General features: G+C 62.7%; 13 protein-coding genes. 2 read left to right on the top strand and 11 right to left on the bottom strand.

Features of this window, described 5'->3' with window-relative positions; translation table 11 throughout:
• Positions 1–27: 27 nt before the first annotated feature.
• The 4 genes from lysA to argH form a co-directional block, all read right to left on the bottom strand.
• A complete protein-coding gene (gene lysA / locus AAFO92_RS18930) occupies positions 28–1,293 on the bottom strand; it encodes a diaminopimelate decarboxylase (protein WP_347537831.1) in 1,266 nt (421 codons plus the stop codon).
• Positions 1,294–1,425: 132 nt separating this feature from the next.
• Positions 1,426–1,662, bottom strand: coding sequence for a hypothetical protein (locus tag AAFO92_RS18925; protein WP_347537829.1), 237 nt, complete (start codon positions 1,660–1,662; stop codon positions 1,426–1,428).
• A 196-nt stretch (positions 1,663–1,858) separates the two neighbouring features.
• Positions 1,859–2,044, bottom strand: coding sequence for a hypothetical protein (locus tag AAFO92_RS18920; RefSeq protein WP_347537827.1), 186 nt, complete (start codon positions 2,042–2,044; stop codon positions 1,859–1,861).
• On the bottom strand, positions 2,041–3,432 hold the full coding sequence (gene argH, locus AAFO92_RS18915) for an argininosuccinate lyase (RefSeq protein ID WP_347537825.1): 1,392 nt from the start codon (positions 3,430–3,432) through the stop codon (positions 2,041–2,043). Before argH ends, AAFO92_RS18920 begins: the two co-directional genes overlap by 4 nt.
• A gap of 21 nt (positions 3,433–3,453) precedes the next feature.
• Here argH and AAFO92_RS18910 point away from each other — a divergent pair, with 21 nt between their 5' ends.
• Both AAFO92_RS18910 and AAFO92_RS18905 read left to right on the top strand, forming a co-directional pair.
• On the top strand, positions 3,454–4,020 hold the full coding sequence (locus AAFO92_RS18910; RefSeq protein WP_347537823.1) for a TlpA disulfide reductase family protein: 567 nt from the start codon (positions 3,454–3,456) through the stop codon (positions 4,018–4,020).
• A 255-nt stretch (positions 4,021–4,275) separates the two neighbouring features.
• A complete protein-coding gene (locus tag AAFO92_RS18905) occupies positions 4,276–6,156 on the top strand; it encodes an SLC13 family permease (RefSeq protein ID WP_347537821.1) in 1,881 nt (626 codons plus the stop codon).
• Between the two features lie 162 nt (positions 6,157–6,318).
• On the opposite strand, the gene AAFO92_RS18900 is transcribed toward AAFO92_RS18905, so the two are convergent.
• From AAFO92_RS18900 to yidC, 7 genes are all read right to left on the bottom strand, one after another.
• Positions 6,319–6,816 carry a histidine phosphatase family protein gene (locus AAFO92_RS18900; protein ID WP_347537819.1) on the bottom strand — a complete coding sequence of 166 codons (498 nt, stop codon included), beginning with the start codon at positions 6,814–6,816 and terminating at the stop codon, positions 6,319–6,321.
• Positions 6,813–7,457 carry a ferredoxin gene (locus AAFO92_RS18895; protein WP_347538130.1) on the bottom strand — a complete coding sequence of 215 codons (645 nt, stop codon included), beginning with the start codon at positions 7,455–7,457 and terminating at the stop codon, positions 6,813–6,815. Before AAFO92_RS18895 ends, AAFO92_RS18900 begins: the two co-directional genes overlap by 4 nt.
• Positions 7,454–8,245 carry a sterol desaturase family protein gene (locus tag AAFO92_RS18890; RefSeq protein WP_347537818.1) on the bottom strand — a complete coding sequence of 264 codons (792 nt, stop codon included), beginning with the start codon at positions 8,243–8,245 and terminating at the stop codon, positions 7,454–7,456. Before AAFO92_RS18890 ends, AAFO92_RS18895 begins: the two co-directional genes overlap by 4 nt.
• A 36-nt stretch (positions 8,246–8,281) precedes the next feature.
• The gene (argB, locus tag AAFO92_RS18885) at positions 8,282–9,145 is read right to left on the bottom strand and encodes an acetylglutamate kinase (RefSeq protein WP_347537816.1); all 864 of its coding nucleotides are present in this window, start codon (positions 9,143–9,145) and stop codon (positions 8,282–8,284) included.
• A 115-nt stretch (positions 9,146–9,260) separates the two neighbouring features.
• Positions 9,261–9,911, bottom strand: a complete 651-nt coding sequence (gene yihA / locus AAFO92_RS18880) for a ribosome biogenesis GTP-binding protein YihA/YsxC (RefSeq protein WP_347537814.1) — start codon at positions 9,909–9,911, stop codon at positions 9,261–9,263.
• Entirely contained in the window at positions 9,911–10,654 is a 744-nt protein-coding gene (locus AAFO92_RS18875; protein ID WP_347537812.1) for an MOSC domain-containing protein, read from the bottom strand. The genes yihA and AAFO92_RS18875 overlap by 1 nt, the downstream gene beginning before the upstream one ends.
• Complete coding sequence (yidC, locus tag AAFO92_RS18870) at positions 10,654–12,450, bottom strand: membrane protein insertase YidC (RefSeq protein ID WP_347537810.1); 1,797 nt, start codon at positions 12,448–12,450, stop codon at positions 10,654–10,656. The genes AAFO92_RS18875 and yidC overlap by 1 nt, the downstream gene beginning before the upstream one ends.
• Between the last annotated feature and the right edge of the window lie 103 nt (positions 12,451–12,553).

Raw genomic sequence — 12,553 nt, 5'->3', positions numbered from 1 at the left:
ATATGGGGGCGCGACACAAGGATTGCATCACAACCATTCGGGGATGGTATCGCGATTTATCATTTCGTCAAAGCTCGGGCGTGGCCGGATGACGGCAAATTGATGCCCATGCACCAGAATTTCGGGGATGAGGGGCCGCGTATTATACTCGCTCGACATCACCGCGCCATAGGCTCCGGCGCTGCGAAACGCGACCAGATCGCCCTCGGCCACCGGTGGCATCATCCGGCCCTTGGCGAAAGTATCGCCCGACTCGCAGACCGGCCCCACGATGTCATAGGGCGCCTGTTCCGCGCCCGCGTCCGGCTCCATCACCGGCACGATATCGTGCCAGGCGTCATACATGGCCGGGCGGATCAGGTCGTTCATCGCTCCGTCCAGGATCAGGAATTGCCGGTCCTCGCCCGATTTCACGTAGATCACGCGGCTGACCATCAGCCCGGCATTGCCGGCCACCAGCCGCCCCGGCTCGATCTCGATCTCGCAGCCCAGATGGCCCAGCGTTTCCTTGATGAGCGCCCCGTATTCGGTGGGCAGCGGCGGTGCCTCGTTCGAGCGGGTGTAGGGGATGCCCAGACCGCCACCCAGGTCGAGCCGCTGGATATCATGCCCATCGGCACGCAACAGGCCGGTCAGTTCGCCAACCTTCTCATAGGCCTGCCGGAACGGTTCCAGCTCGACCAGTTGGCTGCCAATATGCACGTCGATGCCGACGATTTTCAACCCCGGCAGGCTGGCCGCATGGCCATAGACCTCGCGGGCGCGGGCGATCGGGATGCCGAACTTGTTCTCGGATTTGCCGGTGGCGATCTTGGCATGGGTTTTTGCATCCACGTCCGGGTTCACCCGCACGGTGATTGGCGCGACGGTGCCCAGTTCCAAAGCCACGGCGTTGAGCGCGGCCATCTCTGGCTCGCTTTCGACGTTGAACTGACGGATACCGCCGGCCAGGGCCTGCCGCATCTCGTCGCGGGTCTTGCCGACGCCGGAAAACACGATCCTGTCCCCTGGCACGCCTGCCGCGATGGCGCGCGCATATTCCCCGCCCGACACCACGTCCATCCCCGCGCCCAGCCCCGCCAGCACCGTCAGGATCGCCTGATTGCTCGCCGCCTTCATCGCGTAACAGACCAGGTGCGGCACCCCCTCCAGCGCCTCGTCAAACAGGCGGAAATGCCGGGTGAGCGTCGCGGTGGAATAGACGTAGAACGGCGTGCCGACCTCGGCCGCGATCTCGGCCACGGGCACGTCCTCGGCAAAAAGCGCGCCGTCGCGATAGAGAAAATGATCCATGACCCGCACCCTTGGAAATTCACTCGCGTTTCATATCAGAGCGCGCGCGCAATTCAATTGCCTCCGGCACATCAGTGGCAATCGTTGCGTATGTCAAAAATAATCATGGAATTTTCTGAATCTTGGCGATAATTATCCAAGCACTACACGGCGGAATTTTCGTCGCAACCAAACTTCGACGGCTTTTGTTTCCCGGTCGAAATCAACCAAATTTCCGCTGATGACCTTGGGGTTATCTCGATACAAGATCACGCCTCCGACAATCAATTCGACTTCATAATCAAGTATATTTCCGTTTTCCTGGAACCGTACGGTGTGTCGATGTGGCATGGAAATACGCATGTTCTTCATTTGAAAGTCATCCAACATATTCCTGACATCCCCTCCTGGCCACCTGGGCGTTCAACAGCGCGCCCGGCTGGCTCGATTACCTGCCCGTCATCGGCGACAGCGCCCCGGACAAGGGGGAAAAATGGACTTGCCGCTGGCATTCGGTCTGTTGAACCGCCGGTCAGGGCGCCGCGCCCGGGCTTTCACCGTTCCCAAAATACTCAAATTCCCGGCGTCAGAGGCCCAGCCCGACCCCGACGGTCCATTTCCCGCTTGTGGCCGTGGTATAGGTGCTGACATGGGCGCCGTGGCTGCCCACGCCCAGCGTCGCCGTGGTGGCATAGGTCGGCGTTTCCGGCTCGCCATCGGCGCCGCAGGCGGCCAGAAGGCTCAGGCCGATCAGTACTGCAACTGTTCTCACGTCAACACCTCTTTCCAGCGGGCGATCTGCGCCCGAACCTGTCCGGGGGCCGTGCCGCCGTAACTCTCGCGCGAGGCGACGGAATTATGCACCCCCAGCACGTCGAATATATCACCGGTGATCGCGGAATGCACCGATTGCATCTCCTCCAGCGTCAGGTCGGGCAAGTCCGTGCCGGCTTTCTCGGCCATCGCCACCAGCGTGCCGGTCACATGATGGGCCTCCCGGAACGGCATGCCCAGCCGGCGCACCAGCCAGTCGGCCAGATCCGTCGCGGTGGAAAACCCGGCACCCGCCGCCGCCTCGAGCGCGGCGCGGTTGGCACTCATGTCGCGCACCATCCCCTCCATCGCCGCCAGCGCCAGCATCAGGTTGTCGGCGGCGTCAAAGACCTGTTCCTTGTCCTCCTGCATGTCCTTGGAATAGGCCAGCGGCAGCCCCTTCATCACCGTCATCAGCGCCACGTTCGCCCCGAAGATCCGCCCGATCTTGGCCCGGATCAGCTCGGCCGCGTCCGGGTTCTTCTTTTGCGGCATGATCGACGAGCCGGTCGAGAAGCGATCCGAGAGCGTCACGAATCGGAATTGCGCCGAGGACCAGATCACCAGTTCCTCGGCCATGCGGCTCAGATGCATGGCGCAGATGCTGGCGGCGCCCAGGAATTCCAGCGCGAAATCCCGGTCGCTGACCGCATCCAGCGAATTCGCGGCGGGCCGGTCGAACCCCAGCGCCTTTGCCGTCATCTCGCGGTCGATGGGAAAGGACGTGCCCGCCAGCGCCGCCGCGCCCAGCGGGCATTCGTTCATCCGCCTGCGGGCGTCGCGGATCCGGCCCAGGTCGCGCCCGAACATCTCGACATAGGCCATCATGTGATGCCCCCAGGTGACCGGCTGGGCCACCTGCAGATGGGTGAACCCCGGCATCACCCAGTCGGCCCCGGCCTCGGCCTGCGCCAGCAGCGCCTTCATCAGCGCCCGCAACGCGCCATCGGTGGCATCCAGCTGATCCCGCACCCACAATTTGAAATCCGTCGCCACCTGATCATTCCGGCTGCGGCCCGTATGCAGCCGCCCCGCCGGCTCGCCGATCAGCTCCTTCAGCCGCGCCTCGACATTCATGTGAATATCCTCAAGCGCGGTCGAAAACTGAAACGTGCCGCCCTCGATCTCTGACAAGACCGTGAGCAGCCCTTCCCTCATCGCCTCGGCATCACTATCACTTACGATGCCCGTGGCCGCCAGCATGGCGGCATGGGCCCTGGATCCGGCAATGTCCTGCGCCGCCATCCGCTGATCGAACCCGATCGAGGCGTTGATCGCCTCCATGATCGCGTCCGGCCCGGCGGCAAAGCGGCCGCCCCACATCTGGTTCGAGGTCTTGTCAGTCATGTCCTGCCCTTCGGAGGGAAAATGAAATTCATCCGTTCGCTCGTCCTTTATATGGCCCTTGGCCTTGGTGCAAACGGCGCCTTGGCGGATATGACCGATATTGCCGCCCTGCGGGAAGGGGATATGAAGAAGCTGAACCTGCATTCCGAGCCGAAAGAGGTCAGCCAGGCCGCGTTCATCCATGAGAATGGCGGCGACGCCACCCTGGCCGATTTCAAGGGCAAGACCGTGCTGTTGAATTTCTGGGCCGTCTGGTGCGGCCCCTGCAAGATCGAAATGCCGTTCCTGTCGCAGCTTCAGTCCGACCTGGGCGGTGACTCGTTCGAGGTCGTGACGCTCGCCACCTCGCGCAACCCGCCACCCGCAATGGCCCGGTTTTTTGAGGAACGCGGGATCGACAACCTGCCCCTGCACCGCGACCCCCAGGGTGCCGTTGCCCGTGAAATGGGTGTTTTCGGTCTTCCGGTGACGGTCATCCTGAACCCGCAAGGCCAGGAAATCGGCCGGCTGACGGGCGAAGCGGACTGGAGCTCGGACAGCGCAAAACAGGTTCTGCAGGCCGTGATCCAGGAGGCCACGGGCAGCTGACGGCAGCGAGGCGGCGCCTGAAGCCGGGCGTTCCGCGCGCAGTGCCACTTCGCCAATTGCCGAGCCGAGGCAATGTCAATCTCTCTGGTGTTCATGGTGTCGCGCCATCGGCGCGATACCCGCGTTCCGCGCGCGTTGGGTCACTGGCGTGACGGGATTATCCTGCCCCGAACCTGTTGTGTGGCATGTATCCCCGAATTTGACCCATGCAGATTTTCACCGCACACTTGAAACAAAACCGTGCGAGGGATTCAGATGGAAAGCATAGCCTTTACCACCGAAATGGCTGTTGTGGTCGGGGCGCTGGCCTTCACGGTTTTCCTCTTTGTTTCCGAGATCATCCGGGTGGATCTGGCGGCAATTCTGGTGCTGGTCCTGATCGGCATCCTGTCCTATCTGCCGGGGCTCGATAACCTCGCGGATGTGAATCATCTGTTTGATGGCTTTGCCTCGAACGCGGTCATTTCGATCATCGCGGTGATGATCGTGGGGGCCGGTCTGGACAAGACCGGGATCATGAACAAGGTTGCGGCGCAGATACTGAAACATGGCGGCACGACAGAGGGCCGGGTGATGCCCATCGTGTCGGGCACCGTGGGGATCATCTCCAGCTTTCTGCAAAATGTCGGTGCAGCGGCGCTTTTCCTGCCGGTTGTCAGCCGGATTTCGGCGCGTACCGGCATTCCGCTTTCGCGCCTGCTGATGCCGATGGGGTTTTGCGCCATTCTGGGCGGCACCATGACGATGGTGGGCTCGTCACCGCTTATCCTGCTGAACGACCTGATCGATACGGCAAATCGCGGGTTGCCGGCGGATGCCCAGATGGCGCCCTTCAGCCTGTTTTCCGTCACCCCCATTGGCGCGGCGCTGATCCTGACGGGCATCGCGTATTTCCTGCTGCTGGGGCGTTTCGTGCTGCCCGGCAGTTCCAAGGTCGAGGCCAGCCAGGGCCACGGCACCTCGGACTATCTGCAACGGGTCTATGGCCTGAAGGCCGAGGTGTTCGAGGTGGATGTTCCCGCCGACAGCCCGCTGGTGGGCCAGATCCTGGCGGATATCAACCTTGAGAATAACCTCTACATCATCTCGACCTTCTATCGCGGCAAGGTGTCGATGGTGCAGATCCTCACCGCCGAGATCGCCGCGCCATGCCGTCTTGCAATTATCGGCAAGGGGGTCGTGGTCGAAGCCTTCGCCAGGAAATTCGGCCTGACCATCCGCCCCAGCCTTGACGTTTTCGCCGAGGAGTTCGCCCCCACCAATGCCGGCATCGCCGAGGTGGTGATCCCGCCCGACAGCAAGCTGATCGGCAAGTCGCCCCGTGACCTGCTGCTGCGCAAGACCTATGGGCTCAGCCTGCTGGGTATTCATCGGGGCGAGGAGACGATGAGCCATGTGGAATACGGCGATCACAAGCCCACCGCGATCGGGCTGGTGCCGTTTCAGGCCGGCGACATGCTGGTGGCGCATACCCGCTGGGACAACCTTGTACGGCTCAAGCGCGACCGCGATTTCGTCGTGGTAACCGCCGATTTCCCGCAAGAGGAACTGCGCCCGCAAAAGGTTGGCTGGGCGCTTCTGTTCTTCCTCATCTCACTGTCGATGATCCTGTTCACCGATGTCCGCCTGTCGCTTTGCCTGCTGACCGGGGCCGTGGGCATGATGCTGAGCCGTGTCCTGAGCATCGACGAGGCCTACCGCGCCGTGGGCTGGAACACGGTTTTCCTGTTGGCCAGTCTGATTCCCCTGGGGCAGGCGGTGCAGAATACCGGCACCGCCGAATGGATTGCACAGCAGATCCTGATCGCGCTTGATGGCTGGCCGCTCTGGGCGTTGCAGACCGGTATCGCGATATTGGCCACCGCCTTTTCGCTGGTGATGTCGAATGTGGGCGCCACGGTACTGCTGGTGCCGCTGGCCGTTTCGATCGCCGTGGCCGCTGGTGGCGACCCGGCAATCTTTGCCCTGACCGTGGCGATTTCCACGTCGAATTCCTTCATCATCCCCACCCATCAGGTCAATGCGCTGATCATGGGCCCTGCGGGATACAAGGTGACGGATTTCATCCGCTCGGGCGGAATCATGACGGTGCTGTTCCTGGTCGTGTCGATGGTGATGTTGAACGTCGTTTACTGATCCGCCCGGGCAGCAGGTATCCAACCGGGATCGCCACGCTGCGTCCTTCGGCATCGACGATATATTCCTGCCCAGCGATGTTTCGATCTGTCGCGACTAATCTATGCCTTGGCGGCGCAGCGGTTCGTTCCAGGTGCCTCGGAATGCCCGCGATGTCTGATTTCACGCGCCCGGCAGTTCCCGCGGGATCACGAAATCGATGACCCGACCGCTGCCGGGGTGCAGCGCGTGCCACGTATCAATCGGAAAGTCGACCACCAGCGTGGCGCAGGTCGGGTAATCGCTGAACCGGGGATGTTGCGGCGGGTGTTCGACAAGTTCCGAGGCAAACCACGCGATCCCCGGATTGTGACCCAGCATCAGAACGCAACGCCCCGTCCCCTGCTTCAGCACCTCCAGCATTGTCCTGGCGCTGGCATGATAGAGCCCGTCGAGGAACCTCTTGTCCGCCTCCAGGTCCAGCCCGGCGCAGGTTTCGCGGGTGCGGACCGATGACGAACTGAGGATCTGGTCCGGCAGGTAACCCTTGTCGCGCAGCCAGTCGCCGACCGCCCGGGCCGAGCGTCTGCCGCGGTCGTTCAGCGGCCTTTGATGATCTTCCGCAAGCGGATCGCTCCAGCTTGATTTGGCATGCCGCATGAGGATCAGGCGCCGGGTCATCGAAAAGCCTCCATGTGAAACGCCGATTGTGCCTCGACACGGCCATAGCTCTGGCTGACGGGGCAGGCGCGGCGGGTGGCACAGCCACGCGCCATGCAGTCATTTGCCGGGTTGTCCAGATCGGTCTTGCAGGCCTGCACGTCATAGGCGGCGCCCGGTTTCAGCGCGGCCACCGGACAGGCGTTTCGGCACGGCTGTGGCTTGCAGGCAAGACAGGGGTTCGGGGGCGGTTCCGGCAGTACCAGCCGTTCCCGCAGGCCAAGCGCACCGCGATAGGAAACCATCAGCCCGGCAATGTCGTGCACCAGCAGCCCCACGGGCGAGACATGCGCCCGGCCGCTTTGCCGCGCCCAGCTGATGAAGGGCTGATAGGGTGGGCCGCCAAACGGGTAGAAGGCGCTGAGGCCAAGGCTGTCGGCCAGCGCGCCGATTACCCGTTCGGACCATCGGTCAAGCGAGTCCGGTGCGCCATCCCGATATTCCGTTGAGGCAATGAAATGTGCCCAGAACCCCGGCTCCTGCGGCCCGAGCAATACCAGCGTCCGGATGCCCTCGGGCGCGGTGTCCGGCGTGGGGTGCAGCGCGCCATAGATGCCGAGCGAATGGGCGCGCGCGTCCTCGGCGATGGCGTCCAGCGTCATTTGCGAAATGGCAGCATCAGCGACCATCCCAGCCTGGAGGGGCTTTCGTCCTGCCATTCCAGGCCGACGGTCATCCTGTCATGCCCCTGTTCGGGCTGCGCGATATAGGTGCCGAACAGGCGGTCCCAGATCGACAGGGCAAAGCCGTAATTGCTGTCGTGTTCGTGGCGGAATATGGAATGATGCACCCGGTGCATGTCCGGCGTGACCAGCACGCGCCTGATAACCGCATCCACCGGCCCGGGCAGCTTGATATTGGCGTGGTTGAACATCGCCGTGCCGTTCAGCACGATTTCGAATATGATGATCCCGATGGCGGGCGGACCCAGTAGGTAGACCAGCCCGATCTTCAGCAGCATCGACAGCGCGATTTCCACCGGGTGGAAACGGATGGCGGTGGTGACATCAATGTCGCGATCTGCGTGGTGCACCCGGTGGAATCGCCACAAGAACGGTATCTTGTGGGTCACTAGGTGTTGGGCCCAGATCGCCAGGTCGAAGATCAGCACCGTGAGCACGATCGCCAGCCAGAGCGGCAGATGAAACGCGTTCATCAGGCCCCAGCCCTGGGTCTGGGCATCCAGGGCCGCGCCGACGGCCAGCAGCGGCAGGGCAAGCGCCAGTAGGCGCAGCGTGATCGTATCGAGGATGACGATCGCCCAGTTGGTCAGCCACCGGCTGCCTCGTGGCTGGGTGCGCTTGCGGCGGGGCAACGCGGCCTCGGTCATCGCGAACAGCGCGAAGAGTCCGATGAAGATGGCAAGGCGGATGAGGGCTTCGTTCTCCATGACCGGGAACCTAAGCCAAAACGCCGCTTGCGCAAGTTACTTTGCGCGGATCAGAGAGCCCGCCCCGTGCTCGGTATAAAGTTCCAGCAGCGCCGCGTTGGGCGCGCGGCCATCCAGGATGACAACCGCGCGCACGCCGCCGTCGATCGCGGCCAGGGCGGTTTCGGTCTTGGGGATCATGCCGCCGGCGATGACGCCATCCGCCGTCATTTGCCGGATCTGATCCGCGGTCAGTTCGGTCACCACCGCGCCGCTGGCATCGCGCACGCCATCAACATCCGTCAGCAGCAGCAGACGGTCGGCCTTCAGCGCGGCAGCGATCGCCCCGGCGGCGGTATCGCCATTGATGTTGAAGGTCTCACCGTTGCGGCCGGCGCCCAGGGGGGCGATTACCGGTATGGCGTCATCGGCAAAAAGCGTGTGCAGGAATTCCGGGCGAATCTCGGTCGGGTCGCCCACCAGGCCCAGCCTGGGATCGGCCGGATCGCAGGTGATCAGGTTCGCATCCTTGCCCGACAGGCCCACGGCCCGGCCGCCCTGCCGGTTGATCGCCTGTACGATGCGCTTGTTGACCCGGCCCGAGAGCACCATCTCGACCACTTCCATAGTGGCGGCGTCGGTGACGCGCTTGCCGTCGACGAAATCGGACTTGATTTCAAGCTTGGTCAGCATCTCGTTGATCATCGGGCCGCCGCCATGCACGATCACCGGGTTCACGCCCACCTGCTGCATCAGAACGACGTCGCGGGCGAAGGTTTCCATCGCCGCGTCGTCGCCCATGGCATGGCCGCCGAACTTGATGACGACGATGGCGCCGTCATAGCGTTGCAGATAGGGCAGGGCCTCGCTGAGCGTCCGGGCGGTGGCGATCCAGTCGCGGTGCATGTCTCGTGTCTTCATCTGGTTCCTCGTTCCCCGCGTTATCCCCGGATGAGCGCTGGCGCGCAAGGCTTTACCCGGCCCTCTCCCTGACCCTCCCCAAGGGGGGAGGGAAGCCCGTGGCGGGCCGACCCCGTCATTCAAGCGTTGCGATCGTGGCGCGCAGCGTGGCGATGCCGTCACCTTTCTCGCTAGAAGTCAGGATCAGTTCGGGGAAGGCCGCCGGGTGCGGGGCAAGCCGTTCGCGGATTTGCGAGAGGGTTTTTTCCAGATCCCTGGGTTTGACCTTGTCGGTCTTGGTCAGCACGCATTGAAAGGTGACGGCGGCGCTGTCGAGCAGCGACATGATCTCTTCGTCGACCTGCTTGATCCCGTGGCGGGCATCGACGAGGACGAAGGCGCGGCGCAGGGTCTGGCGGCCCGCCAGGTAGGATTTGAGCAGCTTCTGCCATTTCTCGACCACCGGCAGCGGCGCGTTGGCGTAACCATAGCCGGGAAGGTCGACCAGGTAGTGGCTGTCGGACAGGGTGAAGTAATTGATTTCCTGCGTGCGGCCGGGTGTGTTTGAAGCGCGCGCCAGGCCCTTGCGACCGGTCAGCGCGTTGATCAGCGTCGACTTGCCGACATTCGAGCGCCCGGCGAAACAGACCTCGGTCCGGTCGGCGGGGGGCAGGCCGGACATGGCCACGACGCCTTTGAGAAAATCGGTCTGGCCGGCGAAAAGCCTGCGGCCTTTTTCGGTTGTGGCGTCATCTGGTGTCTCTGAAACCGGAAAGGAGAGTTGCATCACAGCACCTCGACCTTATCCCCGATGCTGATCGTGCCGCTCTCGGACACCATCGCGTAGACGCCGAAATCCTGATGGCCCAGCTGGGCATTCAGCGCATCCAGCGTGTCGGCGTCGCGGATGCCTGTTTCGGGGTTTGCGGTGGTGGCCAGGCAACGGACGATCCGTTCCTTGATTTCAAGCTCTGCCGTGCCGATCCGCAGACGTTTGCCGATCCAGTCGAATTCCTCCCACTCGCCAAACCCGTCGACATGGATGTTGCAGCGCCAGCGCAGGGCAGAGAGGTCCTGACCCATCCGCTTTGCCAGATCGCGGTGCGAGGCCAGGTTGATCAGGCTGACCGAGGGGAAATCCGTATCGGTCATGCCGCGGCCGGGCACGCGCTGGATATGCGTGGATTGCGCACGGCCCGCGGGCATCAGTGGCCGGACCCAATCAAGGAAGGCATCCGTGTCCCGATCGGGTTCGAAGCTGAGTTCGGGCCGTTCGGGGTGGGTCAGCGTGACGGTGCCCTCAGCCTCGTTCACGCGGGCGTTGATTGCCATCAGTGCCGGTACCTTGGAGCCGCGCGAAAAATTGGCGCAGGGCGCCCATGCGGTGCCGTCGGATTTCGCTGCCTCATGCGCGACCGCCCAGCGGCGGTCCCAGGGCATGGTTTGACCCCTGGTCAGATCAACGGTCTTCAGCGCCTCGCGCCCATGTCCCTTGATCGGGTGTCGCCACAGAGCACAGACCTCGGCCATTACTTCTCATCCGGTTTCGGTTTTTTCCTGAAGCTTGACTTGATGTTGCCAAAAACATCAGGCTTGTAGCCCTGGCTGCGCATGATCAGGTATTGCTGGCCAAAGGTGATCATGTTGTTGGCGATCCAGTAGACGACCAGCCCGCTGGCAAAGCTGCCCAGCATGAACATGAAGACCCAGGGCATCCAGGCAAAGATCATCTGTTGGGTCGGGTCAGTGGGGGCTGGGTTCAGCTTTTGCTGCAGCCACATCGAGATGCCCAGGATCAGCGGCAGGATACCGATGAAGATCAGCGCCAGGATCGAGCCCGGCTCCGGCCCGGCCCAGGGGAAGACGCCCCAGAGGTTGTAGATCGAGGACGGATCGGGCGCGGAGAGGTCCTTGATCCAGCCGATCCACGGCGCGTGGCGCAGTTCCAGCGTGACGAAGATCACCTTGTAGAGCGAGAAGAAGATCGGGATCTGCAGCAGGATCGGCAGGCAGCCCGAGGCCGGGTTGACCTTTTCCTTCTTGTAGAGCGCCATCATCTCTTTCTGCAGCGCCTGGCGGTCGTCGCCCGCGCGCTCCTTGATCTTTTCCATCTCGGGCTGCAGTTCTTTCATCTTGGCCATCGAGACATAGGACTTGTAGGCCAGGGGCAGCAGGACGGCCTTGATGATGAGAGTCAGCGCGATGATCGACCAGCCCATGTTGCCGATCATGGCGTTGAGGTTGTGCAGCAGCCAGAAGATCGGCTTGGTCAGGAAGAAAAACCAGCCCCAGTCGATGGAGTCGAGGAACCCCTCGACGCCCTCATCGTTCTGATAGTTGCGGATCGCCTCCCATTCCTTGGCGCCGGCAAACAGGCGGGTGCTGACCGAAATCGTCTGACCTGGCGCAAGGTTCTGCGAATTGAGCGTCGCGTCGGTCTGGTATATGTCGCGGCGTGCGTTGTGGAAGGTCCGGATTTTTGCGCCGGAATTATCCGCGGGGACAAGCGTGGTCATCCAGTAGTGATCGGTGAACCCGGTCCAACCGTTTTCGGTGACTGCAATCTTTTCCTGGGCGTTTGCCGGTTCCAGATCGTCATAATCCGTTTCCGTCAACTCGCCGTCGACCATGCGAATGGCACCTTCGTGCAGGATGAAGAAATTCTTCAGGTTCGCGGGTTCCCCGTGGCGGGCAAGGACGCCGTAGGGCGCCAGTGACACGGTGGCATCACCGGTGTTTTCCACCGACTGGGCGATGTCGAACATATAGTCGGTATCAACGCTGATCTGTCGCCTGAACGTCAGGCCGGCGCCGTTTTCCCAGACCAGCGTGACCGATGTATCGGGGGTCAGCGTATCGCCGGTTTCAACCTGCCAGATCGTATCGGCACCGGGCACTTGATCGGGGTTCAGACCGGCACTGGCGGCCCATCCGAACAGTGCATAATAGGGCGCCGCGCTGCCGACCGGCTGCAACAGGTTCACGATGTCGGACCCGGGGCGCAGTGTCTGGCGATAGTTCTTCAGCGATAGCTGGTCGATCCGGCCGCCTTGCAACGACAGCGATCCTGCCAGGCTGGGCGTGTCGATCGGCACGCGCGGCACATCCACGGCGGCGGGTTCGGCCGCCGCCACATCGGCGGCACCTTCACCGCCGGCCCCCGCTGACGGTGTGATGACGCCATCATCCGCGGTGGCGCTGTCGGTGGCCGTGGGCGCGTTCGGATCGACCGGCTGTTCGGGCGGTGGAAACAGCACGAACCATGTCATGATGACAAGGAAGCTCAGCGCGGTTGCAAGGATTAGGTTCTTGTTCTGGTCGTCCATCACCGATGGCCATCTGTCTGTTGCGTATCATGGGGGTTCAACAGAGTGCGGCGGCAAAGGTCAAGGGTGTTTCAGTGAATAGCGACGTCTCGCGCGACTTAAG

This window comes from Roseovarius sp. CAU 1744, from assembly GCF_039839345.1.
Classification (GTDB): Bacteria; Pseudomonadota; Alphaproteobacteria; order Rhodobacterales; family Rhodobacteraceae; genus Roseovarius.
The sequence above is the reverse complement of the archived record's forward strand: the minus strand, read 5'-3'. Positions and strand labels throughout refer to the sequence as shown.

Bases quoted from the DNA above. Each gene is read 5' to 3' on its own strand.
- lysA (WP_347537831.1), bottom strand. From the start codon at position 1,293: ATGGATCATTTTCTCTATCGCGACGGCGCGCTTTTTGCCGAGGACGTG.
- AAFO92_RS18925 (WP_347537829.1), bottom strand. From the start codon at position 1,662: ATGTTGGATGACTTTCAAATGAAGAACATGCGTATTTCCATGCCACAT.
- argH (WP_347537825.1), bottom strand. From the start codon at position 3,432: ATGACTGACAAGACCTCGAACCAGATGTGGGGCGGCCGCTTTGCCGCC.
- AAFO92_RS18910 (WP_347537823.1), top strand. From the start codon at position 3,454: ATGAAATTCATCCGTTCGCTCGTCCTTTATATGGCCCTTGGCCTTGGT.
- AAFO92_RS18905 (WP_347537821.1), top strand. From the start codon at position 4,276: ATGGAAAGCATAGCCTTTACCACCGAAATGGCTGTTGTGGTCGGGGCG.
- AAFO92_RS18900 (WP_347537819.1), bottom strand. From the start codon at position 6,816: ATGACCCGGCGCCTGATCCTCATGCGGCATGCCAAATCAAGCTGGAGC.
- AAFO92_RS18895 (WP_347538130.1), bottom strand. From the start codon at position 7,457: ATGACGCTGGACGCCATCGCCGAGGACGCGCGCGCCCATTCGCTCGGC.
- AAFO92_RS18890 (WP_347537818.1), bottom strand. From the start codon at position 8,245: ATGGAGAACGAAGCCCTCATCCGCCTTGCCATCTTCATCGGACTCTTC.
- argB (WP_347537816.1), bottom strand. From the start codon at position 9,145: ATGAAGACACGAGACATGCACCGCGACTGGATCGCCACCGCCCGGACG.
- yihA (WP_347537814.1), bottom strand. From the start codon at position 9,911: ATGCAACTCTCCTTTCCGGTTTCAGAGACACCAGATGACGCCACAACC.
- AAFO92_RS18875 (WP_347537812.1), bottom strand. From the start codon at position 10,654: ATGGCCGAGGTCTGTGCTCTGTGGCGACACCCGATCAAGGGACATGGG.
- yidC (WP_347537810.1), bottom strand. From the start codon at position 12,450: ATGGACGACCAGAACAAGAACCTAATCCTTGCAACCGCGCTGAGCTTC.